Below are 25,942 nucleotides of genomic sequence, written 5' to 3' on the forward strand. Positions count from 1 at the left end.
GGCGGCCTTATCTTACACCGTGCGGGCCTGAGCCCAAGCTTCTGCGTCTGGAATAGACATATCGTAGCGTTCACTGAGGTAGGGCGATGACAGTAAAAAGTCGGCGCTCGCCGCATTGCATGCCACCGGCACGTTCCATAGCGCGGCTAAACGCAGCAGCGCTTTAACATCAGGGTCGTGGGGCTGAGGAGCAAACGGATCCCAGAAGAAAATCAGCACGTCTAGCTGTTGTTCGGCAATACGCGCGCCAATTTGCTGATCACCCCCCAGCGGGCCGCTCATCAACCCCTCGACCTCTAGGCCAAGCGAACTTTTGAGCCGCCCAGCGGTAGTCCCCGTACCAATAAGAGTGTGCTGGCTGAGCGTTTCTTGCCAGCGTGTTGCCCACTCCAGCATTTCGGTTTTTTTGCCGTCGTGGGCAATTAGCGCAATGCGCTTACGCGGTTGCAGCGTACGAACGGCTTGGCGGGGTGGACGTGCGTCGCTCATGGCATGGCTCTCCAGTTAACATTCCGACTATTTCAGGTCACTGTTGGGTTTACGCTTCTTCGACGGCCAGCACTTTCATGGTGTTGGTTCCGCCGTGGGCGTTCATGTGGTCGCCGCGAGTAAGAATGACATGATCGCCAGGGTGTGCCAAACCATGAGCTTGGAGTAGCTTGACGGCTTCTTGATTGAGTTCTTTAGGGTCCATATGGGTTGTGTCGAAGGGAATCGACACGACGCCGCGATAAAGCGCCATGCGCCGTTGGGCAATCGGGCTGTGTGCAAGGCCAACAATTGGCAGGCCAGAGCGAATGCGTGAGGCAATCAGTGGCGTATAACCTGTCGAGGTCATACAGGCAATGGCACTGACGCCGGTTAAGTGGTTAGCGGCGTACATTGCGGAGAGGGCAATGGTTTCATCAATGCGCTCAAAGCCTTCGTGGATACGGTGACCTGATGATTGGGCAATTCGCTCACGTTCGGCGCCTAAGCATACCCGATCCATCGCCTGAATGGTTTCTACCGGGTAGTCGCCCGCGGCGGTTTCCGCAGAAAGCATGACAGCGTCGGTGGCATCTAGCACTGCGTTAGCCACGTCGAATACTTCCGCGCGGGTGGGCAGTGGCGACTCAATCATCGACTCCATCATTTGTGTGGCGGTAATGACCGCGCGGTTAAGCGTACGAGCATGCTTGATGATGCGTTTTTGGGTTCCGATCAGCGCGGCATCGCCAATTTCCACACCCAAATCGCCACGCGCTACCATCACAGCTTCTGATGCTTCAATAATGCCATCCAGAGTCTCATCGTCAGCAACGGCTTCCGCGCGCTCCAGTTTGGCCACTAAACCAATTTCTTTTCCGGCTTCGCCGAGCAGTTCGCGGGCCTCCTGCATATCAGCAGCGCTGCGTGGGAATGATACCGCCAAGTAATCGACCCCAATATCAATCGCGGTTTTGAGGTCTTCTTTATCTTTTTCGGTAAGCGCTGGGGCCGACAGTCCGCCGCCTTGCTTGTTGATGCCTTTGTTATTGGAAAGCTTGCCACCGACATGAACGCGGGTATGCACTTCTTGCCCAACAATAGAGGTGACATCCAGCACCAAGCGCCCGTCGTCCAGAAGTAGCCGGTCGCCGGGGGCGACATCGTCAATCAGCGACTTGTAGTCACAGCCGACGCGCTCGGCGGTGCCGCTATTGGCATCCAGCGCCATGTCGAGCACAAAAGCCTGGCCAATGTCCAAATGAACAGCGCCTTCGGCAAAGCGTGATATACGAATTTTCGGCCCTTGCAGGTCACCCAATGCGGCAACGCTGCGGTTTAGTCGTTGGGCGATCTCGCGTACTTCTTTCAAACGGCGGCGGTGGTCGTCTGCGGCACCGTGGGAGAAATTGAGCCGCACGACATCAACACCCGCTTTTAGCATAGCTTCTAGTACGCCAGGGCGATCGCTTGCTGGACCAAGCGTCGCGACAATCTTGGTGCGGCGAAGGGGGGTGGGAGATGTTGAGCGAGTCATAAAAGTTACTCCTGTTGAGCATCTAGGCGGTGATTAATTATTGGACTACGATAGCCTTTATATAGTAATTTTACTACATATTGGGATGTTATTAGCCTTTAAGGGCAGTTTTAACAGGTATAAACTGATCTAAAGGTGAATAAATACGTATTTTTAGTAATTTTTTTACTGGGTACGCCAACGACTACCACTGCTTGATTGAGGTGCCATCATGACAATAAGAGTTGCTATTAACGGTTTTGGACGGATTGGGCGTAACGTACTGCGAGCGCTATACGAAAATAGCTACCGGGATCGTATTCAGGTGGTTGCGATTAATGATTTAGGTGATCCTTCTCTAAACTCGCACCTGCTGCGTCACGATACGGTTCACGGCCACTTTCCTTTTGCCGTTGAGCATGATGCCGAAAGTATTAGTGTAGATGGCGATCGCATCGCGATCTCTTCTGAGCGTGATCCCAGCCAGCTTCCCTGGGCATCCATGAACATTGATCTTGTCATGGAGTGCACTGGCCTGTTCACTAAGCGAGAAGCCGCTGCCAAGCATATAGAAGCGGGTGCTAAGCGTGTGTTGATCTCTGCGCCCAGCCCAGATGCTGACGCTACTATTGTCTATGGTGTTAATGACGATAGTCTGACAGCCGAACACACGGTGGTCTCCAATGCGTCGTGCACGACTAACTGCTTGGCACCTGTCGCCAAAGCGTTAAACGATGCAGTAGGCATTGAAAACGGTTTGATGACCACGGTGCATGCCTACACTAATGATCAGAATCTATCGGATGTTTATCACTCCGACCCTTACCGCGCACGGAGTGCGACGCACTCGATGATTCCAACCAAAACAGGCGCAGCAGCGGCTGTAGGGTTGGTGTTGCCGGAGCTGGCAGGTAAGTTTGATGGGCTAGCCGTGCGCGTGCCGGTGATCAACGTTTCCTTGGTAGATTTAACGTTTACGGCAAGTCGCGATACCAGCAAAGAAGAGATCAACGCGATTGTTGAAAAAGCGGCGGCGAACTCGTCTGTGCTAGCGGTTAACGCACAGCCGCTGGTGTCTATTGATTTCAATCATGATGCACACTCGTCTACTTTTGATGCCAATCACACCCGTGTGAATGGACGCCTGGTGAAAATTATGGCGTGGTACGACAATGAGTGGGGGTTCTCTAATCGGATGCTAGACACCGCCCTTGCCATGCAGGAAACGGCCAAATAACACCTGCTTGAGCCTCATGGGCAAGTATCACCCAGCAGTAACTCAGTTTTGAGTAGCTGCTGGGTTTTTGGTATCCGCCCTAGAATCATTTTCGCCGCCACGCGGCCTTTGCCCGCACTGTCCTGGCGCACGGTCGTTAAACGCGGTGCTCTATATTGCCCTTCCGCTATGCCATCAAAGCCCGTAATTCTTAGTTCTCCCGGTACGTGAATGCCGCGCTGTTCGGCTAATGTAAGTGCGGTTAGCGCAATACGGTCTGACATACACAGCAGCAGGTCTGGCCGCTGATTGGTAGGCAGGTCAAGGATTTCTGTGATCACCGGTGAGCACACATCAAACACATTCTCTTCGATATTCCACAATGGGATCTGATCAGCATCAAAGCCATGTTCGGTGAGCGCTGCATGAAACCCAGCCAAGCGGGCGCGGCTAATAGTACTGCTGTTGGGTAGCATTGTGTGTGCAGCAGTTACTCGCCCATTGCAATGCTCTTTGGTCAGGCGAAGATTGATCACCGCTGGTCGTTCAGGCCGAGTTTTTAGCGCGTGCTGGGCAATATGATAGCTGGCATCCTGGTCATCGATATGAACGGTAGGGCTGCCTTCAATATCGAAGTCAACCGACACCAGTGGACGTTGGGAAGGAAGCTCGCTGAGTAGCTTATTATTGGGCATTAAACCGTAAACGATAAAGCCGTCGGCAATATTTGCTGACCCTGGTGGCTGGGAAGCATGACCACGTCCAGGTAGTAACAGCAAGGTATGGCCATGGGCATCGAGTACTTCAGCGACACCTGATAAAAACTCACTGGCAACAGCATCGTTAAGGCTGTAGGTCAGGCTTTCGGCAAGAATAACCGCAACAATGCTTGAGCGCCCAGTGCGCAGGCTCCGAGCCTTTGCGTCTGGGCCGTTATACCCTAGGCGTTTGGCCTCACTTAAAATGCGGTCTCTTAAAAGGGGGGAGAGCTGATCAGGGCGGTTGAAGGCATTTGATATTGTCGCGGTGGAAACGCCGAGTTCTGTGGCAAGATCTTTGAGAGTCATTCGACGATGGGCAGTCACGGGTTTCCTATCCTGTTTAATTATTTAGCGTTATTTTACATCGCAGGCTAATGAATTGAATCACGCGCAAAAAAATAACGGCCTTGACGTTATTCTTACCACCATTGCAAAGGGTGGCAGCATCACCAAAGGCCGTTGTAAGTCCAGCAAGAGATCGCTGGCGATTTATATTAACTCTTTATATCAACCGCCTAAATCAACAATCGAAAGCTAGGCTGCAGAACGTGTTTCAGCAAGCGCTAATGCCATACCGTTTTCATCAAATAGATGAACATGTTCAATGTCAGGCACCAGGGATACTTGTTGGCCTTCTTTCCACTGGCTAGGCGCTTCGCTACGATGAATAAGCAGTGTATCGCCCTCTTTTGGTTCTAAGTAGACATACACTTCATTGCCTAGGTATTCAACGTTAACGATATCAAAGCAATTATTGTCCGTTGGAGCTTCCAAGCGCAGGTGCTCTGGGCGTACGCCCAATGTCAGCGAGCTGCCAGAGCTGTAGCTGCCAGCCGCTTGAGGGAGCACAACCTCTCCTAACCCTTTTGCAGTTACTCGGCAGCCATCCTTTGAGCCGATGACAAGCTCTGCGGACATAAAATTCATCGTAGGTGAGCCGATAAAACCTGCGACAAACTTGGTGGCTGGACGTTGGTAAAGTTCATGTGGACTGCCAACTTGCTCGATATGGCCGCCTTTGAGTACCACGATTTTGTCTGCCAGGGTCATCGCTTCGACTTGATCGTGGGTCACATAAATCATGGTAGAACCCAGGCGATTGTGAAGCCTGGCGATCTCGTTGCGCATTTGTACGCGCAGCGACGCATCCAGGTTAGAAAGCGGCTCATCAAAAAGCAAAATACGAGGCTCTCGGGCCATCGCGCGGCCCATTGCAACACGCTGGCGCTGACCGCCCGACAGTGCTTTCGGCTTGCGGTGCAGTAGATCTTCAAGCTGCAAAATTTTAGCGGTACTCATTACCCGTTCATGAACCGTCTCTTTGTCCGTTTTGGCAAGCTTCAAACCAAAGGCCATGTTGTCATAAACGGTCATATGTGGATAAAGAGCATACGACTGGAACACCATGCCCACACCGCGCTCTCGCGGGGGGAGGTCATTAACTAACGTATCACCAATGTTTAAGTCACCGTCGGTGATGGACTCTAGACCTGCAATAAGTCGCAGCAGTGTGGATTTGCCACAGCCGGATGGGCCAACAAAGACGACAAATTCACCATCGCCAATGGTCAGGTCAACGTCTTTAATAATGTGATCGTGACCAAATATTTTGTTGATCTTTTCAAGCGTAACACTTGCCATGGTTAGCTCCTTGTCGGCCTCAATGCAGCATTCCTCGTATCGGGCCGACTATCATTATTGAATGTTGTTATTGAATGTTGCTATTGAGTATTGCCATTTACTTGATTAAGCAACGTGCATGAAAGCGGCTTGATAGGCAGGCAGCGTTAGCACATTGTCCTTGCGGGCCGCAGTGAAGCCGTGTCCTTCTAGCTCACTGATGACGTCAAAGGGGAGAGCTGTTTGCAGCTCATTCCCCGTCAGGTTAAAGACACACAGCACTTTCTCTTGGTCATTTTGACGAATAAAACCCAGTAACTCCTCGCCAACCTCAATAAGCTGTAAATCACCGTCGAACAGCGCGGAGTGCGCTTGGCGGAAAGCTAGCATTCGGCGAACACTGTTAAGTGTTGAGCCTGGATCTGCCTGCTGACGGCTAACTGCCAACGGCAAGTGACGTTTGTCTACAGGTAGCCATGGCTCAATAGGCGAGAAGCCTGCCTGAGTATCATCAGACCATGGCATTGGCGTACGGCACCCGTCTCGGCCTTTAAACTCTGGCCAAAGGGCTTTTCCATAGGGGTCTTGAATGCGCTCGAAGGGTACCTCAGCTTCTGGAAGCCCTAACTCTTCCCCTTGATAAAGGCAGACGCTGCCGCGTAGGGAAAACAGCATGGCGAGCATCACTTTAGGATAAGCAACAGGGTCTTCTTCAGCGCCCCAGCGTGATGCGCTGCGTTCAACATCATGATTCGATGTTGCCCAGCAGGGCCAAGCGTCACCAGCTAGCTGCTGAAAGCGTTCAATGACGCGATGGATATAGCGGGCAGAACGTGGCTTGTTAAGCAGGTCGAAGGTGTACGCCATGTGCAGCTTATCACCGCCAGCGGTGTACTCAGCCATGCGCTCAAGCGGGTTGTCATCGCCGATTTCGCCTACTGTCGTAGTGCCCGGATACTCATTCATTAAAGCGCGTAAGTCTTTCAAAAACAATACGTTTTCAGGGCGGCTGATATCATAGACATGGCGCTGCCAGGTGTAGGGGTTGGCTTCTGGCGCACCCAGTGTCTTGGATTCACCTTTTGGCACTGGCGGGTTGTCACGTAGCTCAGCGTCGTGGAAGTAGAAGTTGACGGTATCTAAGCGGAAACCATCAACGCCAAGATCCAGCCAGAAGCGCATGTTGTCCAGCTGGGCTTGACGGGCTTCTGGGTTGTGGAAATTAATATCCGGTTGGCTGGATAAAAAATTATGCAGGTAATACTGCTGACGGCGCGTGTCAAAGGTCCAGGCAGGACCACCGAAAATAGACAACCAGTTGTTTGGTGGAGTGCCATCTGGCTTAGGGTCTGCCCACACAAACCAGTCAGCTTTGGGGTTAGTACTGTTCTGGCGGCTCTCCTTAAACCAAGCGTGCTGTTCAGAGGTATGGCTAATAACTTGGTCAATCATCACTTTAAGACCAAGTGAATGGGCCTTGTCGAGCAGCGCTTTAAAATCTTCCAAAGTGCCGAACATTGGGTCGACGTCGCGGTAATCGCTGACGTCGTAGCCAAAGTCGAGCATGGGAGAGGTGAAAAAGGGTGAAAGCCAGACACCGTCAACATTCAAAGAAGCCACGTAGCTAAGCTTTTCAGTAACACCTTTTAAGTCACCAATGCCGTCCCCACGGCTGTCTAAAAAGCTGCGCGGATAAATTTGATAGATAACGCCACCGCGCCACCACGTCAGGTTGTCTTGCATGAATAATCCTTAATAAAACGTAAATGCGTCTGCGCTTAGCCTTTCACTGCACCAGCAGTGAGGCCTGAAACAATTCGACGCTGGAAAATAATAACTAGAATCACCAGCGGCACGGTGACGACGACCGATGCAGCCATGATTGGGCCCCAGGGCAGTTCGTAGGCGCTACCACCAGAAAGCAGGGCTATGGCAACTGGCACAGTGCGCTGGGTATCAGTGAGTGTGAAGGTCAAGGCAAACAGGAACTCATTCCAGGCGGCAATGAAAGCGAGAAGGCCAGTAGTTGCCATAGCGGGCCACATTAGCGGTAGGAAAACTTTAGTAATCGTAATCCATGGCGTAGCGCCATCCATGATGGCGGCTTCTTCCAGCTCCATGGGTAGCTCTTTCATGAAGGTGGTAAGCACCCAAACAGTGAAAGGCAGCGTGAAAATGGTGTAGCTCAAAATTAGGCCAGCGGGATTGTTATAGAGGTTTAGTGCGCGAATCACCTCAAACAAGCCTGAGAGCACCGCAACTTGGGGAAACATCGATACCCCAAGAATGACTAGCATGACGGTCGAGCGACCACGGAAGCGAACACGACCCAGCGCGTAGGAAGCGGTAATACCTAGGAGAAGCGCAATGAAAACAACGCTAAATGCCACGACAACCGAGTTAAAAATCGCACGTATAAAGCTCGATTGGCTAAAAATCTGGGCATAGTTGTCCAGGTTCCAGCTCGAAGGCCAAAGTTCAACTCTAAAAAGCTCGCTGGAAGGTTTTAGTGAGGTAATCACCGCGTAATAAAACGGGAAAACGGCATACACCATAATCAGCGCAATTAAGGCCCAAAAGCCGACGCGCTTAGCAATTTTGGCTAACTGACGTTGGTTCATCAGTCACCTCCTAGTTGTATTTTGTTACGGCCTAAATAGAGGTAAGCAACAGTGGCCAGGGCAATAATCAAGAACAACAGAGTAGAGGCGGCGCTGCCGTAACCAACATCCTGGAACTCAACCAACTGTTGGCGCGCATAGACCGACATCGACATCGTGCTGGTCGAGTTAGAGGTCAGTACGTAGATCACGTCGAACACCCGCAGGGCATCTAGAAGACGGAAAATTACCGCCACCATCAAAGCCGGCGTAATCAACGGCAGAGTAACTTTGAAGAACACGCGGACGGGATGAATACCGTCTACTTCTGCGGCTTCATAACAATCTTTTGGCAACATTTGTAGGGCGGCTAACACCAACAGGGCAACAAACGGAATTGTTTTCCAGACATCGACCATGATGACTGCCCACATTGAGTAAGTAGCGCTAGCCGTCCAGGCGATAGGATTGTCAATAATCCCAACGGTCATTAGCAGGTGATTGATGATGCCGAACTGATCGTTGAGCATCCATGCCCACATTTGTGCGGAAACGATGGTGGGGATTGCCCACGGAATCAGCACTGCCGCGCGAACAATCGTCCGACCCTTAAACTCCGCATTTAGGATCAGCGCCACAATCACACCGAAAATGACTTCTAAAGAAACGGATACCACCGAAAAATAAACGGTGTTCCAAACAGAACGCCACCAAATAGGGTCGGCAAGAACCCCGAACCAACGGCCATTGTCGTAGACGAGGTAGTTTTCAAACCCGATTAGATTAGCCGCACCGAGGTCCGACAGTGAGGCATCGGTGAAGCTTAGAAAAAATGTTCGCATTAACGGCCAGCCAGCAACCAGCGTTAATGCAATTAGCATGGGGGCCAAGAACAACCAAGCCGCTTTGACCCGTTGACGGCGCACTTTGGTGCCGCGGTGCCGTCGCGCTGGTGCGATGGCTGAGCGCGCCTCGAGGGGCGCGCTATTATTAGAAGAGATCGACATAGGTGTCTCCGCGGTTACCAGTTGCGACGCTTCAGGCGTAGTAGCTCGCCTTCAAGGTCAGCGACGGCGTCAGCGCCCGTTTTAGTGCCTGAAAGCACATCGTGTGAGGTGCTGAAGAAGGCATTACTCACACGGCCATAGGCATCACCGGTAGGTGCTGACGGACGGGCGACTGCATTGGTGAAAGTGTCGTAAAGGGTTCCGAAGAAGGGAACTGCTTCCAAAACCTCTTCATCTTGATAAAGCGAATCGATGGTGGGGTTGTAGGAAGATTGGATGGCGCGACGCTTTTGCTCTTCTTCACCGGCCAAGAAAGCGACCAGGTCAGCGGCGAGCTCGGGATGTTCGCTATAACGGGATACCGCTAAGTTCCAACCGCCTAAACCAGCTGCACTTTGGCCGTCTTCCCCACCTGCGGGCAATTGGGTGACACCAACGTTGCCCCGCACATCGCTATCCTCACTTTGAGCCAGTGACCATGCGTATGGCCAGTTACGCATAAACACGGCATTACCACCCTGGAAGACTCCACGGGCTTCTTCTTCGGTATAATTCAATACGCCTTCAGGAGAAATGTCACCAATCCAAGAGGCAGCTAAATCTAGCGCTTCAGCAGCTTTCTCGTTATTGATGGTGACTTCGCCATCATGATCTACCACGGTACCGCCACCGAAGCTTGATACCCACTCCAGAGCATTGACGGTAAGTCCTTCATAAGCACGCCCCTGGAAGACAAAGCCCTGCATACGATCATTGCCTTCAGCACGCTCCGCATCTTTGATATCACGTGCGATGTCGGTCAGTTCCTGCCACGTAGTAGGCACGTCATGGCCATGTTTTTCTAGCAAGTCTTCGCGGTAATATAGAACGCCCGCATCGGTAAACCAGGGCATCGCAACTAGGCGGCCATCGATAGTATTATTGGTGACAATGGTATCGAAGTGGCCCGCTGCGGCATCTTCACCGAGCACCTCACGTAAATCGAGAAGGTGATTAGCGAGTAGGCCTGGCCAAACGACATCGATCTGCATGACATCAATGTCGCTAGAGTTGGCGGATAAAATTTGCTGATAGAGTGATAAACGTTCAGTAGACGAGTTGGGCGTTGAAACCACATCGACACTGTGACCGGTCTTCTCTTCCCAGGCTTTTACGCCTTCTTGGCAAAGGGTAAGCTCCGCACCAACAGCGCCACAAGAAATGGTTAACTCAGCCGCTTGGGCAGAACCAGTGACGCTAGCGATACTAGCCAAAGCAATAGCAGAAGTGAGTAGTGTCTTTTTCATAGGGCATTCCTCGACATTTGTTGTTGTGGGTAATGGGTGTTCAAAGCGCTTGCAGCACCTACTTAAACGATTAAGTATGGTGCTAGTTAGCCGCCTCCTCGTAACAAGTTCAATAGCGACTTTTGTCTAATGCCCCTTCATTGGTTTTAGCTAATCTCTGAATTGTTTTAGACATTGGTCGATAATTAGAAGTTTATTGTTGGTTTACTAGCTCTTAATCGATTAAGTTTTGTGTTCCGCCATTTGGTGGAGCGAAACGTAGTTGCTTTGCAACATAATCTTCTCTATCTGGCTAGGCAATTAAGCGTTCAACGCCCAAAAGGCGTCCAGTACACAAAGACGATTAGTGCCACCACGAGTGTTCAGCGCCGCTAAGCAGAAATGGACGCTACCAGAGCAGTAAGGCGTCAGTGAGTGCCTTGGGTCTATCGGTAGGGTTTAAACAGCATTGCAAGTTTGCGTTTTTAAGAAATCTTAAAAATAAAAGAGTTAAAGCCAGTTGCTAACACACTGGATGTAAAAACACAGGGTTTAAAACAATGCATAAAATGACATTCAAGACGCCTCTCGCCATTGCCATCGCCGCTGCCAGTTTTGGCTTGTATGGCACTGCTAGCGCTAACACCACACTAGAGGAAAGGTTTGCGCAGTTAGAAGCACGAATTGCAGCTGCCGAGCAGCGTGCCAATGCTGCGGAACGCCGCGCTGAGTTAGCTGAGCAGGGACAAACTACACCATCGTCGAGTGCGCCTGCCGCCGCCACCGATATTGAAGAACGCCTTGCCCGTGTAGAGCGCCAATCCAATGGCGAAGAAGGGTTCTCTTTTAATGTTTATGCGCGCTCTGGCTTGCTAATTGGCGAAGACGGCAAAAGCGCACCAGGTGGCCCTTATCTAACACCCGCGGGTGGAAATGGCGGCGCTGTTGGCCGTTTGGGCAATGAGCCGGATACTTATTCTGAAGCCATTCTTAACTACCGCATGCAGTTTGATAACGGTGCAAAAGCCCGTTACACCACTATGTTGGCTGCCGGTACTAATTCCAGCAATGACTGGGTAGGCGATGATACTAACCTAAACGTTCGTCAGGTATATGCCGAATTTAGTGATCTGCCAAGCTTTACCGGCGCGTTTGAAAACGCTTCTATTTGGGCCGGTAAGCGCTTTGACCGTGATAACTTTGATATCCATTGGCTCGACAGCGATGTCGTCTTCCTCGCGGGTACCGGTGGCGGTATTTACGACATGCAGCTAGCCGATAACTGGAAGAGTAACTTTTCAGTTTATGGTCGCAGCTTCAGCGACTATCCGGTCGTCAACCGTGAAAATCCCGGTTTAGATGGCGAAAATAGCGATACGGATAACCTTGTAGTGACCTCCAATAATTACTTCGGTAACTGGCAGGTCATGGTCAACGGCATGTCTGCTGCTGATAACGATGAGCGTGATATCGGTGTGGGCCAAAATGCGGCTGACTCGGGCTGGCATACCATGGTGGCTTACCACGGCGACAGCTTCTTCGGCATGGGCGAGGGTAACTTTAAGGCCGCTGTACTGCACGGCCAAGGCTTAGGGGCCGAAGTTAAAGGGTTGGGCAGCAACGGCGACCTGACGGATGATGCTACCGCAACGCGGCTGGCGCTATACGGAACGACCTACATTGCACCGAAGTGGCGTATTGCACCGTCTATACTGGCTGAAACCAGTGAAGATCGTTTCGCCAATGGCGACAGCTATGACTGGGCCACGCTAAACGTGCGCTTGGCGAATGAAATTAACCAGAATTTCGAAATGCAGTACGAAGCTAGCTATCAGTGGATGGATTTAGATCCACAGGGTTACAGTGACCGTAACGCGGTTGATGGTGACTATATGAAGTTCACTATCGCACCGACTTTCAAGCCGGAAGTAGGTGGTTTCTGGAAGCGTCCTGAGATCCGTCTATTCACGACTTACAGCGATTGGGACGATAGCCTTAATAGCTACGGTGCAAGTTCTCTAGGTAGCGATGGATTTACTGGCGGTGAATTCACCTTTGGCGTACAAACCGAGGTATGGTTCTAAGCAGAGTTTCTGAGCAAAGATTCTAAGCGTAAGCCGCTGCTCGCTAGCGAAAACTGTTTCTCCAATGCTGATTGCCCGCGACGTGTCGCGGGCTTTTTGTTATGTAAATCACTGATATCGGGAGGCGCTGATGTCGTTACTTAAAGAAAAGCTAAAGGCACCGCCGTTGCCGATTAGTGTGGTGGCCCGGCCTCGGCTTAATGATTATTTCACTTTAAATGATCGAGTGCGGCTGCTGCTGATTCAGGCACCTTCCGGATACGGCAAAACGGCACTATTGGCCGAGCGGTTGCCTGCGCTGGAGCAGGAGGCCGCCTGGCTTCGATTGGATCAGCGTGATAACCAACCAGCACGTTTTCTAACCTACTGGCGGGCAGCGTTGCACAAACTGCTCGATGACACCTATGTGCTTTCGCCCATGGCTGACAATACTGACTGCATTGAGCAGCTTGAGCGTTGGCTGGGCGAGTTACCCGAGCAGCGTTCCCCGTGTCGTTTCGTTGTAGATGAGTTTGAACACTTGACCCATCCCGATATTTTGGCTGGCGTCGCTCACTGGCTACGTCATCAGCCGCCCTGGTTGACCTTGACACTGGCGAGCCGCTCGCGACCAGCGCTTGGTTTGGCGAGCCTGCGATTGAGGGGGGAGCTTGAAGAAATCGACCTTCATGGGTTGGCCTTTGACAGCGAAGAAGCACATACCCTGTGTGCCGAACAGCTAAGTTTTCCGCCCACCCGAGTAAGCCTTGAACGCGCGTTGCGTAAAAGCGGTGGCTGGATTTTGGCGCTTAACTGGCTGGTTGAGCGAACCACCACGCGTGCGGGATTTGATGCGCTGGTCGAGCGTTTAAGCGGCGCGCATCCTGATTTTGTCGCTTGGTTTGATGAGCTGCTAGCCGCTGCACTTCCCTCTGAAGAGCGCGAATTAATGCTTCAGTTGGGGGTGTTAGAGCGTTTTTCGCCCGAACTAATGGCGCGCCTTTTGGAAGGAGAGCGGCTAACTCAGCGTTTAGAAGCGTTTGAACAAGCGGGACTCTTTATTGAACGCCCCGACCCTCATGCCCAGTGGTTCCGCTTCCAGCGGCTATTTGGCGAGTATCTTCGACACCGCCGACACGAGCTTAATTTATCTACTCAGCGAAGACTGCACCAGCGTGCAAGTCAGGCGTGGTTAGCGCTAAATGATCCGGTCATGGCGTTACGACAGGCAATTTTAGCCGAGGAGCAAGAGGACGTTGCCAGCTTATTGACTGCGCAGGGCCCTGCCTTATTAGCTAGTGGGGCCTATGCGTTATTAGCGCAAGGTTTTGCGCTGTTGGGCGAACCGAAGCTTTCAAAAAGTCCAGAGCATACGCTGCTCTATGGCTGGGTATCTCATGGGCAATTTCAGTTTGATGTGACAGCACGGGTGATCGGATGGATCGAGGCACAGCTGGATGAGCCCGAATGGCAGGCGTTGAACGCTGAATTTGCCACGTTACGTGCCCAATTGGCGATTAATCATGGTAACGCTGAGCGCGCAGCGCCACTTGCTGAGCAGGCACTTGCGGTGCCTGCACGTTACTTAGCGTCAACGCCGTTGACGGCAACGGCTATTCTCAGCGAAGCGCGCTTTGTACAAGGCTATTTAGAGGAGTCGCTGCAGCGGGTGCGTGAGGTAGAGCGACAAGCGCGGCAGGTTGGCGATCATCAACGACTGCTGTGGTCGTTTTGTCATCAGTCGGAAGCACTGGTGGCTCAAGGTCGCTTGCAGGCCGCCTACGATATTCAAGAGCGCGCCTTTGCACATCTAGAGCGCGCCGAACTTGAACATTTACCGGTTGCGGAGTTTTTGTACCGCATTCGCAGCCAGGTGCTTTGGGAGTGGCATCGGTTAGATGAAGCCGAGCAAGCCGCGTTGAAAGGTATTGCGGTGTTAGACAATCAAGGCGAGCGCTGGACGCTTCAGTGCCATATTCAGCTCGCTAAAGTCGCCCAGAGCCGGGGAGACCAAGCGCAGTGTGCTGACCATATTCGTAGGCTTCGCAAAATTCTCTCAGAAGGCGATTATCACATTGACTGGGTAGCCAATGCCCATGCAACGCTGTTGGCGTGGTGGCAATCGACACACGATATGGATGCGGTTGAGCGTTGGCGCCAAGAAGCGCCAGACCCCATTGCTGAACATGCCACCAATCATTTTTCCCAGTGCAACGTGCGGAACCATGCCCGTGCATTAACACTATTGGGGCGCTACGAAGAGGCCCGCGAACTGCTGGATGCCCTTGAAGCCCACACCCAGCGACTGGGATTAGTGACCGACGCGAATCGCAATCAGCTGTGCTTAGCGGCGGTGGCTTGGCATCAAGGTCAAGTCGTCCAGGCAAGTCACCATATGCAGCAGGCACTCGGTTTGGCTTCCCGCACCGCGTTGGTGGGCAGCTTTTTACGCTTAGGGAAACCGCTGGGGGAGCTGCTGTCGACGTTATTAGCAAGTAATACCTTAGCCCCCCTTGAGCAGGCGCGTGCGGAACGGCTGTTGACCTTAGCCATCCGCCAAAAGGATTTTGGCAGTGCCCGCCGCTTGATGTTGGACGAGACAGTGATTGCCAACATTGTGGCACGGCCCGATGTGCCTGAGCTTATCCGAACGTCGCCACTGACTCGACGAGAGTGGCAAATCTTGGGTCTGATTCATGCTGGACTCTCGAATGAGCAGATCGCCGAACAGCTATCGGTGGCACCGACCACCATCAAAACGCATATCCGCAGTCTTTATCAAAAACAGAATATTCGCCGACGTGATGAAGCTATTGCGCTGGCGGGGCAATTACTGGCGCATATTCAAGGAGAGTAAAGAAGGTTTATGGTCGGCGCTAGTGGCTACTCCTAACGCCTACGCCTGGTCAATCCATAGGGGGATGATTTTATATCGAGGTTCAGCCTGCATGATGGCAAGCAACAGGCCATTAAAAGGACAATACGATGATGCAGATGCCTTCAACTTCCCACTACGTTGGCAGCCAAGGCGCTGACTGGTGGCGCGGTGCCGTGATTTATCAAATCTATCCGCGTAGCTTTTTAGACAGTCGTGGCGACGGCATTGGTGATTTAAAAGGGGTAATTGACAAGCTCGATTACATTGCCTCGCTTAATGTCGATGCGATTTGGTTGTCGCCATTTTTTACATCGCCGATGAAAGATTTTGGCTACGATATTAGCGATTATCGCGGTATCGATCCGATGTTTGGCACTCTGGAAGACTTTGACCGACTGATAGAAGCCGCTCATGTGCGAGGGCTGAAGGTAACCATCGACCAAGTGATGTCGCACACCTCAGACCAGCACGCCTGGTTTGAAGAGAGCCGACAAAGCCGTGATAACCCCAAAGCTGACTGGTATGTGTGGGCCGACCCTAAGCCTGATGGTGCGCCGCCGACCAACTGGCAGTCGGTGTTTGGTGGCAGCGCCTGGCAGTGGGATACACGCCGTTGTCAGTACTATCTGCATAACTTCCTGGCCAGCCAGCCGGATCTGAATTTCCGCACTCCCGCCGTGGTGGATGCCATTCTGGAAGAAGCGCGCTTTTGGTTAGAGCGCGGGGTCGACGGCTTCCGTCTTGATGCGGTGAACTTCTGCACCCATGGCGAGCTTAAGGATAATCCTCCGCGCGCAGAAGTAACCGAAAGCTTTTTAGGTGTTCGCCCGGACAACCCTTATGGCTACCAGCTGCACCAGTACGATAAAACCCAGCCAGAAAACGTGGTGTTTTTAGAGCGCCTGCGCGGCTTGTTAGACGAGTACCCAGGCTCGATGAGCGTAGGAGAAGTTGGTGACGATGACGCCCTGGGAGTGATGGCGGAATACTCCCAAGGTGGGAATCGCCTGCACATGTGCTACTCGTTCAACCTGCTTACCGACAAATCCGACCCTGGTTATTTGCATAAAACGCTCACCGAAATGGAAGCACGCATTGGCGACGGTTGGCCCTGCTGGGCGCTAGGAAATCACGATGTTACCCGTCTTGCCACTCGCTGGCAGGCCGAAGGGCAGCTGGATAAGCTGCGGCTTTATATGGTGTTCTTGCTTACCCAGCGGGGCAGTGTGTGCCTCTATCAAGGCGAAGAACTTGGCTTGCCTGAAGCTGAACTGACGTTTGAGCAGTTGGTTGACCCGGCGGGCATTACCTTTTGGCCTACCTATAAAGGCCGCGACGGCTGCCGAACGCCACACCCCTGGCAAGCTGACGCACCACATGCTGGCTTTAGTAACGTCACGCCCTGGCTGCCAGTGCCCGAGTCTCATGCCAGCCTCGCCGTTGACCAGCAAGATAGCGATGCCGGTTCGTTGCTCAATGCTTATCGCGAGTTTTTGGCGTTCCGCCGTATCCTGCCTGCGCTAGTAAAAGGCGACGTGCGCTATCATGCCGTGCGTGACGATGTACTCTGTTTAGAGCGCACTTATCAACAAACACGGTTGTTGATTGCGCTAAACTTTAGCGATCGAACCGTCACTCGCATGGTTCCTGAGAGCGCTGAATCTATTAAGGGTTCGCCTGCCTGGCTAAACGGCGTATGGCGGGGTGGCCAGTTAACGCTGCCGCAACTGTCTCTTCCGCCCTATGGCGTGGCGATTGCCCAGTGCTCACAAACCGAGGAAGACGCGCCATGGGACGTTTAACGCTTAGCGGCATTGGTAAATCCTTTGACGGTGTGGAAATCTCTCGGGATATCGATCTTACGATCGAAGATGGCGAGTTTGTTGTCTTCGTTGGCCCCTCTGGCTGCGGAAAATCCACCCTGCTGCGTATGATTGCGGGTCTGGAAGATATCACCGAAGGTGATATGCAACTTGATGGTCAGCGGATCAATGAGATTCCTCCCCAGGAGCGGGATATAGGCATGGTCTTCCAGTCCTATGCGCTTTACCCGCATATGAGCGTGGCAGAAAACATGGCCTTTGGCTTAAAGCTGGCGCGTACTGATAAAGCCGAAATTCGTCGTCGTGTACAACACGCTGCGGAAATGCTGCACTTAACTGAACTGCTTGAACGCAAACCTAAAGATCTTTCAGGTGGCCAGCGTCAGCGGGTAGCGATTGGCCGTACCTTGGTAAAAGAGCCCGCGGTTTTTTTGTTCGATGAGCCGCTCTCTAATCTGGATGCCGCGCTGCGGGTGGATATGCGGGTGCAAATTGCGGCCCTGCATAAGCGTTTGAACGCTACCATGATCTACGTGACCCACGATCAAGTGGAAGCAATGACTTTGGCTGACCGTATTGTGCTGCTTTCCCGTGGCCGTATCGCCCAGGTCGGCGCGCCGCTTTCGCTTTACCACTTCCCTAAAACCCTTGAAGTGGCCGAGTTTATAGGCTCGCCACGGATTAATACTTTTACCGTCACGGTGGTAGACCCAGGCGAGCGCCAAACAGTAGTGCGCCTGCATAGTGGTGACACGTTGACAGTAGCGGTTGATGGCAAGCACCTTCAGTCAGGAGATAGCGCAACGCTTGGGCTGCGGGCAGAAGATTTTGTCGCAGCCGAGCAGGCAGAAGCCACGCTGAATGCGAGCTTGATGGTGGCGGAAAAGTTGGGCTACGAAACGCTGGCGCATTGGCAGGTAGCAGGCATCGACGTCCCACTTACCCAGCGTTTAGATGGCTTGACTCGCCTAGAAGAGGGCCAACATGTACGCTTGGGGCTTGCAGGCCAGCACTGCCATCTGTTTGATCAGCACGGTAATGCTTGCCCCCGGCAGGTTGAAGTAGATGGCGTTAGTCAGTAGATAATCAACTGATTTATATATATAAAAAGCGCCTCAAATTTTTTAGGCGCTTTTTTCTTAATTATTTTCTAAAAAGAGTGCATCCAAAACGTCTCCTCGTGTGTATCCCCTATACAGCCACACTTTGCAGTGGTTGATACAAAACCCAAGGAGACTGAAAATGACTATCCAACCTCTTACGCGTGCAGCACTCGCCGCTACCTTGATTGCATCCTTCAGTCACGTTGCGCTGGCCGATATGACGCCTGCCGACGTTCAAGTGCCCGACGGCAATACCGTCGCCCTGGAAACAGTCGGCGTGGGCGCGATTACCTACATGTGTGAAGCCAAAGACGACGGTACTATGGGCTGGGTATTCAAAGGCCCACACGCGGCGCTGAACGGTAGTGATGGGGCTCAAGTTGGCAGCTACTACGGCCCGCCTGCTACCTGGGAAGCATTGGATGGCTCTAAAATAACCGGCACTCAGCTGGCAACTGCCGCGAATGGTGATGGCAATATCCCGTTGCAGCTCGTTGAAGCCAATCCTGCGGAAGGTGAGGGCGCAATGACTGGCGTTAGCTATATTCAACGCCTGAATACTCAGGGCGGTGTTGCACCAGATGTGGCTTGTGATGACGGCCATGAAGGTGCCACCGCAGTTGTAACTTATCAGGCAGACTATATTTTCTGGACAGCTAACTAAGACTAAGTCCTTTAATTGCTTAGTTAATATCAATACCGTTGCTAAGCAAAAATTTTCTCAAGAAACACATCTAAGTAAGGCTAGAGGCTCGTCTCGCGAGTCTCTAGCCGCTATGCTTGCTGGGAAAGCGCGGCGACAGGCTCGACGCGTCACCAGGGAGCTAGCATGTGTCTGATATAGGCGTATCTACGATAACTAACGACTTTGATTATGCTGATGCACTTGCGCGCTGTGCCCGTGGTGAGCAAGTGGCACTGCAGCAGCTTTATCGTCAAGAGGGTGCCCGACTGCTTGGGGTTGTCATGCGTATCGTGAAAGACCGCGGTATGGCTGAGGATATTGTTCACGATGCTTGCCTGAACATTTGGCAGCGTGCCGATAGTTTTGACCCCAAACGGGGCTCTGCCCGCACCTGGATATTCAGTATTGCCCGCCACTTAGCATTAAATGCTATCCGTCAGTGCGACCGAGAAGTCAGGGTAGATATCAACGACCCAGGTGAGCTAGCCGATGATGACACCTACCAACAGTCATTATCGACGACGGCGGAGGCCTTTGACTGGCAGACTGGCCAGCAGATGGATGAGTGCTTGCAGCAATTGGAAACCGAGCGCCGAAACTGTGTGCTACATGCCTACGTGGATGGGTTAAGTCATGCCGAAATTTCTGCACACACTGGCGCGCCGCTAGGCACTGTTAAAGCCTGGATTAAGCGAAGTTTGCTTCGCCTGCGGGAGTGTATGTCATGACGCGTTCCAACGAAAACGATGACCTTCATGCACTTGCAGGAGAGTACGTACTAGGTTCGTTACCCATCGCTGAGCGAGAAGCCTTTGAGGCACGCTTAGCCAACGACCCACAATTACAAACCATCGTAGCTGACTGGGAAGAGCAGTTTTTCCCCTACACCGCGATCGTTGATCCTGTTACCCCATCAGATTATTTATGGCCGCGCATTGAGCGCAGCATGCAAGCCGCATCGAAAAGATCAGCGCGTGTTTCAAGGGCTGTCACAACGCCTCGCCGCTTGGTGCATAGCCTACCATTTTGGCGCGCCGCTACCGGCCTTGGTTTAGCTGCCGCCGTGACGATGGGTGTGTTGTTGACCAATGTCTCCACTGAACCAGCAACGCCAGAATATATGGTGGTGCTGTTAGCGCCGCAAACTCAATCAGCAGGGTGGGTGGTGCAGGCTGCCAACCGTCAAGAGATTCAACTGATCCCGTTGGGCACTTTTGAAGTGCCCGAAGGAAAAGCACTGGAGTTCTGGACCAAGGCGGATGATTGGCAAGCGCCAGTTTCACTTGGCCTAGTACAGCCAGGGCAACCGCTGCGCCTGCGTTTAGACCAGTTACCGCCGCTTGAAGATAACCAGCTCTTTGAACTCACGCTAGAGGATGACACCGGTTCGCCCACCGGTCTACCGACTGGCCCGATTGAGTTTATCGGCCGCGCGGTGGAGATTTAACGCATAGTGTTATTAACGATGCTAAGTGTTATTAACGATGCTAACCACATCAGAGGCGAGTTCCGAGTAGCTTAAAAAAACGTTAAACCGACTTGGAATAGGCGTTCCACGTCACGGATGCGCCGCTTATCGATCACAAACAGAATTACGTGGTCGCCGCTCTCGACCATCACATCCCCATGGCCAATGATGACCTCTTTGCCTCGTACAATGGCACCTATGGTGGTGCCTTCAGGCAAATTGATTTCAGCTATGGTACGGCCCACGACCTTGGACGACTGCTTGTCACCGTGGGCGATAGCTTCAATAGCTTCCGCCGCGCCACGGCGAAGCGAATGGACGTTAACGATATCGCCACGGCGAACGTGGGTAAGCAGGCTGCCGATGGTCGCTTGCTGGGGCGAAATGGCGATATCGATTTCGCCCCCCTGAACCAAATCTACGTAGGCAGCGTTGTTAATCAGCGTCAGTACCTTTTTGGCACCCAAGCGTTTGGCCAGCAGCGACGACATAATATTAACCTCGTCGTCGTTGGTCAGAGCACAAAAGATATCGCACTCTTCGATGTTCTCTTCTTCCAGCAGCCGCTTGCTGGTAGCACTGCCGTGAAGTACCACTGTACGGTCAAGCCGTTCGGAAAGTGCGGTACAGCGCTCTAAACTGTGCTCGATAATTTTGACCTGATGGCTATGCTCCAGGTGTTCGGCCAAGCGTTCACCGATATTGCCCCCACCGGCAATCACCACCCGCCGAAAATCCCGTTCAACGCGGCGTAGTTCGCTCATTACCGCGCGAATATCGCGCCGTGCCGCCAGGAAAAACACTTCGTCGTCGGCTTCAATCACTGTATCGCCACGGGGAATGATCGGCCGATTGCGGCGGTAAATCGCGGCGACGCGTGTTTCCACATTGGGCATGTGCTTGGCTAAAAAGGCTAAATCTTGCCCTACTAGTGGGCCACCGTAGAACGCCTTGACCGCCACCAACTGCACCAAACCACCGGCAAACTCTAACACCTGCAACGCACCGGGGTGCTCAATCAGGCGGCGCACATGATCCGTGACCACTTGTTCAGGGCTGATCAGTACATCAATAGGAATCGCTTCGTGGGCGAATAACCCTTTACGGGTGAGGTAGGCGGTTGAGCGTACGCGGGCAATTTTGGTGGGGGTACGAAATAGCGTGTGGGCGACTTGGCAGGCGATCATATTGACTTCGTCGGTGTTGGTCACCGCAATCAACATATCGGCATCTTCACAGCCTGCTTGGCGCAGCACAATAGGATAAGAAGCTGCGCCTGTCACGGTGCGAATATCCAGTTTGGTGTGCAGTTCGCGCAGTTTCGCACCGTCGGTATCAACAACGGTGATGTCATTTTCTTCGCGGGCAAGGTGCTCTGCCAGGGTGGCACCGACTTGGCCGGCACCCAAAATAATAATCTTCATCGGTGGTTAGATCACTCTGGCGACATGTCACTGAAGATAGTCACCTATCTATAGGGAGGCTGTCGAGTGTAGCAAGGATCGGAAGCCCTCTTAATTAGCCAAAAGCTCATTTTTTTACACCTTTTTGACGGCTAACGCCTTAAACGCCATCGATTTTTTACGCAGGCAATCTCTAAGCTCAAGGTGCCAATCAAAGGAGGCACTTCGATGAATATTGCACTGTTGATAATCGCGACCGGCACAGCGGCGTACTTGTTTTACGCGCTAGTTTGCCCCGAGCGTTTTTAGGAGATTGCCATGAACGACATGATCGCCATTTATGCCATCGTGGCATTACTTGGTGTGCCATTGGGGATATATATCGCCCGCGCGCTAAGTACCCAGCCAAGTCAAATAGACACGCTATTCAGAGTGATAGAGACGCCTATTTATCGATTAGCAGGCGTTAATAGTCAAAGCGTGATGACGTGGCAAGTCTATGCGCTAGCCATTTTGAAGCTGCATGTAGGCTTGATACTGCTGGCATGGTTGGTGTTTATGTGTCAGGGCTTGCTGCCCCTGAATCCTGATGGCATACCCGGCATGAAGTGGGATACTGCGCTCCACACAGCGGTATCATTTGCCACCAACACTAACCAGCAGCACTACTCGGGCCAGGCGCAGCTCTCCCATCTGAGTCAAACCTTTGCCATTGTAACGCTGCAGTTTTTAACACCTGCCACGGGGCTCGCTGTACTGGTCGCAATAGCCCGTACCTTGCTTGTCGCTCGGCCTGCGGGAGCGTTAAAAGGGGTTGGTAATTACTACCATGACTTGACCCGTACAGTGGTGCGCGTGATGTTGCCGCTGGCAGCAGTGGTGGCGCTGTTGCTGACCTCGCAAGGAGTGCCTTCCAGCTACCAAGCGGCGCATCAAGTGGAAATGCTGGACTCGCAAGTGGAAGAAGTGCAGTCGATTCCCTTAGGGCCGGTTGCATCTATGGTCGCGATCAAGCAGCTGGGCACCAATGGTGGTGGCTGGTACGGGCCAAACTCTAGCGTTCCGCTTGAAAACCCAACGCCGTTGGCCAATGTGATTGAAACTGCTTCCCTGACGATCATTCCCTTCGCATTACTGATTGCCATTGCACTTATTAGTGGCCGACGCCGATTAATGATGGGCATTGGTGCTGTGATGCTGACGTTCTCGCTGATTTCCACCTCTGTAGTGGTCTCTTCGGAACGTATGCCGAATGCTGCCCTTTCCGAGCTTTCTCAGCCCGGCGCTAATTTGGAAGGCAAAGAACTGCGTTTTGGTACCGATCTTTCCGCTTTATGGGGCAGCTGGACAACACAAACATCGAACGGCTCCGTTAACGCCATGCACGACAGCTTTAACCCCATGGGCGGCATGATGGTGTTGATGGATATGTTTGTGAACGTCACCTTTGGCGGCGTAGGTGTTGGGCTTATTGGCTTCTTTCTATATCTGATGTTGGCGGCTTTTGTTGGCTCATTGATGGTCGGTAGAGCGCCAGAGTTGTTTGGCAAACCGCTTGAAACCCGTGAAATGCGTTGGATCTCGCTAGCAATCCTGGCGCAGCCGTTAGTCATTCTTGGTCTTTCCGCGCTTACCGTAGCGATGCCTAGCGCTGCTGGAACCTCAAACCCTGGTTTCCACGGACTATCCCAAGTGCTTTACGAATTTACCTCTGCCTTTGCCAATAACGGCTCTGGTTTTGAAGGGCTTGGCGATGATACGCCGTGGTGGAACCTCGCCTGTGTTATTGCACTGATGGTCGGCCGATTCCTGCCAATGTTGGTGCCATTAGCGGTGGCCGGATGGCTGGCAGCGAAGCGCACTGCACCCGCAGGACGCGGCACCTTACCGATGGATAGCCCGGCATTTATGGGATTGACCGCCGGTGTGATTGTAATTGTTAACTTGCTGGGCTTCTTACCGGCGTTAGTGCTTGGCCCGATTGCTGAAGCCGTGACGCAAGGCTTCTAGGAGAAACGAGATGTCACATACTGAGCTTGCTAAACCGCCGCGTCGTCCGCTACCCATTGGCCAGGTCGTCGCTGGGGCTGTGAAAGGACTTGCGCCTCGTCAACTCGCGCGCAACCCGGTGATGGCAGTGGTCGCTATTGGTACCGTCGTGTGCTTTGGGCTGACGCCAGTTGCTTTCGCCCAGGGAGAAAATGGCGGCTTTGCATTGGCCATCGCGTTGTTGTTGCTGGCTACCGTTCTGTTCGCCACGGGGGCCGAGTCGTTGGCAGAGTCACGTGGTAAAGCCCACGCTGGGGCGTTGCGTAAAACCAAGGGAGAGCTGAAGGCGGTTAAGCTGAATGCTGATGGTACGACGAGTAATGTGACGGCCGACTCTCTTCGCAAAGGCGATCGTGTGAAAGTTGTCGCGGGGGAGCTGATTCCCGCCGATGGCGATATCGTTGAAGGGGCTGCCTCGATCAATGAGTCGGCTGTCACCGGTGAATCTGCCCCCGTATTGCGTGAAGCGGGCACAGATAACAGCGGTGTCAGTGCCGGGACCAAAGTGCTGTCGGATCATCTGATTATTGAGGTCAGCGCTAACCCTGGCGAATCGTTGTTAGATCGCATGATTGCCCTGGTAGAAGGCGCCAACCGTCAGAAGACACCTTCCGAACTGGCGCTATCGGTACTCTTGGCAATGCTAACGCTGGTGTTTTTGATCGTGGTGGTCACGCTGGTTCCCATGGCGGCTTTCGTGGGCGTTGAAACCTCTACGGTTATGCTCGTGGCGTTGTTGGTTTGTTTGATTCCTACCACCATTGGTGGCCTCTTACCTGCTATCGGTATTGCGGGTATGGAGCGCGCTATGCGGGCTAACCTGGTGGCTAAATCCGGTAAGGCCGTCGAGATTGCTGGCAGCATCGACACCTTGCTGCTGGACAAAACCGGCACGATAACGCTTGGCGATCGTCGTGCGACGGAGTTTGCTCCTTGCCAACAGGTTCTGCGTCAACGAGTTCGTGACGTGGCGTTTTTAACGTCCCTGGAAGACCCTACGCCGGAAGGTCGTTCAATTGTGGAGTTAGCCACTGAGCAGGGCGTCGACGTCCAGCTTAGTGAAGAAGCCGATGGTGCAACTTTTGAAGCGTTCAGTGCGGAAACACGCCTGTCAGGCGTTGATCTCACCAGCGGTAAAAAGCTGCGCAAGGGGGCTCCGAATGCTATTGCGGAGTGGGTTAAGGCCCAGGGCGGTGACATACCCAGCGATTACGAGCAGGTCATTGCACGTATCTCACGGGATGGTGCAACCCCTATTGCGGTGGCAGAAGGCAAACAGATTTTGGGCGTGGTGGCGCTGTCTGATGTGATTAAAAGCGGTATCGCGGAGAAGTTTGCTGAACTGCGTGCCATGGGTATCAAAACCGTAATGATCACGGGCGACAACCCGATTACGGCGTCGGCTATTGCCGCGACGGCAGGCGTGGACGACTACATTGCCGAAGCCACGCCAGAGCGCAAGCTAGCGTTGATTCGCGAAGAGCAGGCCAGTGGTCGCTTGGTTGCCATGGTGGGTGATGGTACTAACGATGCTCCCGCTCTTGCTCAAGCTGATCTAGGGTTGGCAATGAACTCAGGCACCCAGGCAGCCCGTGAAGCGGCCAATATGGTGGATCTGGACTCTGACCCCGGCAAGCTGATTAGTGCGGTGGAAATTGGCAAGCAGTTGCTGGTTACCCGTGGCGCGCTGACGACGTTCTCGCTGGCGAATGATGTGGCTAAATACTTTGTTATTTTGCCCGCACTGTTTGCCGCCAGCTTCCCTGCGCTTGGCGTGCTTGACGTGATGAATTTGCACTCGCCGACTACGGCGGTGCTAGCGGCGGTGCTGTTCAACGCGTTAATCATTCCGGCATTGATCCCCTTTGCCTTGCGCGGTGTGTCTGTAAAAGCGGCATCGGCAACGGAGCTATTGCGTCGAAATCTGCTGATTTATGGCCTGGGTGGGCTGCTGCTGCCATTCCCTGCCATCAAGCTTCTCGACATGCTGATTGCGTTATTTATCTAGGAGAAACGT

Annotated in this window: 20 protein-coding genes; 11 read left to right on the forward strand and 9 right to left on the reverse strand. The window is 52.8% G+C overall.

The features are described 5' to 3' along the window. Positions 1-12: 12 nt before the first annotated feature. Together K1Y77_RS06505 and pyk are read right to left on the reverse strand one after the other, a co-directional pair. Entirely contained in the window at positions 13-489 is a 477-nt protein-coding gene (locus tag K1Y77_RS06505; RefSeq protein WP_264018431.1) for a methylglyoxal synthase, read from the reverse strand. A gap of 49 nt (positions 490-538) precedes the next feature. Next, a complete protein-coding gene (pyk, locus tag K1Y77_RS06510) occupies positions 539-2,005 on the reverse strand; it encodes a pyruvate kinase (RefSeq protein WP_264430930.1) in 1,467 nt (488 codons plus the stop codon). Positions 2,006-2,216: 211 nt separating this feature from the next. On the opposite strand from pyk, the gene gap reads away from it, so the two are divergent. Continuing rightward, positions 2,217-3,221, forward strand: a complete 1,005-nt coding sequence (gene gap, locus K1Y77_RS06515; protein ID WP_264018429.1) for a type I glyceraldehyde-3-phosphate dehydrogenase — start codon at positions 2,217-2,219, stop codon at positions 3,219-3,221. Between the two features lie 14 nt (positions 3,222-3,235). Here gap and K1Y77_RS06520 read toward each other — a convergent pair whose 3' ends face one another. The 6 genes from K1Y77_RS06520 to K1Y77_RS06545 all read right to left on the reverse strand — a co-directional run bounded on the left by K1Y77_RS06520 (position 3,236) and on the right by K1Y77_RS06545 (position 10,474). Then, the gene (locus K1Y77_RS06520; RefSeq protein WP_404813852.1) at positions 3,236-4,267 is read right to left on the reverse strand and encodes a LacI family DNA-binding transcriptional regulator; all 1,032 of its coding nucleotides are present in this window, start codon (positions 4,265-4,267) and stop codon (positions 3,236-3,238) included. A gap of 228 nt (positions 4,268-4,495) precedes the next feature. Further along, positions 4,496-5,602 (reverse strand): ABC transporter ATP-binding protein, encoded by a 1,107-nt coding sequence (locus K1Y77_RS06525; RefSeq protein WP_264018427.1) that lies wholly within the window; start codon positions 5,600-5,602, stop codon positions 4,496-4,498. 105 nt (positions 5,603-5,707) lie between these two features. Next, positions 5,708-7,324 (reverse strand): alpha-glucosidase family protein, encoded by a 1,617-nt coding sequence (locus K1Y77_RS06530; RefSeq protein ID WP_264430934.1) that lies wholly within the window; start codon positions 7,322-7,324, stop codon positions 5,708-5,710. Between the two features lie 35 nt (positions 7,325-7,359). Beyond that, positions 7,360-8,202 (reverse strand): carbohydrate ABC transporter permease, encoded by an 843-nt coding sequence (locus K1Y77_RS06535; protein ID WP_264018424.1) that lies wholly within the window; start codon positions 8,200-8,202, stop codon positions 7,360-7,362. Continuing rightward, on the reverse strand, positions 8,202-9,188 hold the full coding sequence (locus K1Y77_RS06540; RefSeq protein ID WP_264018423.1) for a carbohydrate ABC transporter permease: 987 nt from the start codon (positions 9,186-9,188) through the stop codon (positions 8,202-8,204). The genes K1Y77_RS06535 and K1Y77_RS06540 overlap by 1 nt, the downstream gene beginning before the upstream one ends. A gap of 14 nt (positions 9,189-9,202) precedes the next feature. Continuing rightward, on the reverse strand, positions 9,203-10,474 hold the full coding sequence (locus K1Y77_RS06545) for an ABC transporter substrate-binding protein (RefSeq protein WP_264430936.1): 1,272 nt from the start codon (positions 10,472-10,474) through the stop codon (positions 9,203-9,205). A gap of 539 nt (positions 10,475-11,013) precedes the next feature. Here K1Y77_RS06545 and K1Y77_RS06550 point away from each other — a divergent pair. The 7 genes from K1Y77_RS06550 to K1Y77_RS06580 all read left to right on the forward strand — a co-directional run bounded on the left by K1Y77_RS06550 (position 11,014) and on the right by K1Y77_RS06580 (position 20,452). Beyond that, complete coding sequence (locus K1Y77_RS06550; RefSeq protein WP_264018421.1) at positions 11,014-12,537, forward strand: carbohydrate porin; 1,524 nt, start codon at positions 11,014-11,016, stop codon at positions 12,535-12,537. Positions 12,538-12,667: 130 nt separating this feature from the next. After that, positions 12,668-15,373: an HTH-type transcriptional regulator MalT gene (gene malT / locus K1Y77_RS06555; protein WP_264430939.1), complete on the forward strand. Its 2,706-nt coding sequence runs from the start codon at positions 12,668-12,670 to the stop codon at positions 15,371-15,373. 128 nt (positions 15,374-15,501) lie between these two features. Then, entirely contained in the window at positions 15,502-17,196 is a 1,695-nt protein-coding gene (locus K1Y77_RS06560; RefSeq protein WP_264430940.1) for an alpha-amylase family glycosyl hydrolase, read from the forward strand. After that, positions 17,184-18,299, forward strand: a complete 1,116-nt coding sequence (gene ugpC, locus K1Y77_RS06565; RefSeq protein WP_264430942.1) for a sn-glycerol-3-phosphate ABC transporter ATP-binding protein UgpC — start codon at positions 17,184-17,186, stop codon at positions 18,297-18,299. The genes K1Y77_RS06560 and ugpC overlap by 13 nt, the downstream gene beginning before the upstream one ends. Positions 18,300-18,459: 160 nt before the next feature. Then, entirely contained in the window at positions 18,460-18,984 is a 525-nt protein-coding gene (locus K1Y77_RS06570; RefSeq protein WP_264430944.1) for a DUF3455 domain-containing protein, read from the forward strand. A gap of 167 nt (positions 18,985-19,151) precedes the next feature. Further along, positions 19,152-19,733 (forward strand): sigma-70 family RNA polymerase sigma factor, encoded by a 582-nt coding sequence (locus K1Y77_RS06575; RefSeq protein WP_264430946.1) that lies wholly within the window; start codon positions 19,152-19,154, stop codon positions 19,731-19,733. Further along, the gene (locus tag K1Y77_RS06580) at positions 19,730-20,452 is read left to right on the forward strand and encodes an anti-sigma factor (protein ID WP_030069036.1); all 723 of its coding nucleotides are present in this window, start codon (positions 19,730-19,732) and stop codon (positions 20,450-20,452) included. The genes K1Y77_RS06575 and K1Y77_RS06580 overlap by 4 nt, the downstream gene beginning before the upstream one ends. A gap of 71 nt (positions 20,453-20,523) precedes the next feature. Here K1Y77_RS06580 and trkA read toward each other — a convergent pair whose 3' ends face one another. Next, entirely contained in the window at positions 20,524-21,897 is a 1,374-nt protein-coding gene (gene trkA / locus K1Y77_RS06585) for a Trk system potassium transporter TrkA (RefSeq protein ID WP_030069038.1), read from the reverse strand. Positions 21,898-22,104: 207 nt separating this feature from the next. On the opposite strand from trkA, the gene kdpF reads away from it, so the two are divergent. From kdpF to kdpB, 3 genes are read left to right on the forward strand one after another with little or no spacing between them, the layout of a single operon-like run. Next, positions 22,105-22,185 carry a K(+)-transporting ATPase subunit F gene (gene kdpF, locus K1Y77_RS17385; RefSeq protein ID WP_083003017.1) on the forward strand — a complete coding sequence of 27 codons (81 nt, stop codon included), beginning with the start codon at positions 22,105-22,107 and terminating at the stop codon, positions 22,183-22,185. 9 nt (positions 22,186-22,194) lie between these two features. Then, on the forward strand, positions 22,195-23,886 hold the full coding sequence (kdpA, locus tag K1Y77_RS06590) for a potassium-transporting ATPase subunit KdpA (protein ID WP_264430951.1): 1,692 nt from the start codon (positions 22,195-22,197) through the stop codon (positions 23,884-23,886). Positions 23,887-23,896: 10 nt separating this feature from the next. Beyond that, positions 23,897-25,933 (forward strand): potassium-transporting ATPase subunit KdpB, encoded by a 2,037-nt coding sequence (kdpB, locus tag K1Y77_RS06595; protein ID WP_264430952.1) that lies wholly within the window; start codon positions 23,897-23,899, stop codon positions 25,931-25,933. The last annotated feature ends 9 nt before the right edge of the window (positions 25,934-25,942 follow it).

Source organism: Halomonas qaidamensis (assembly GCF_025917315.1).
Lineage (GTDB): Bacteria > Pseudomonadota > Gammaproteobacteria > Pseudomonadales > Halomonadaceae > Vreelandella > Vreelandella qaidamensis.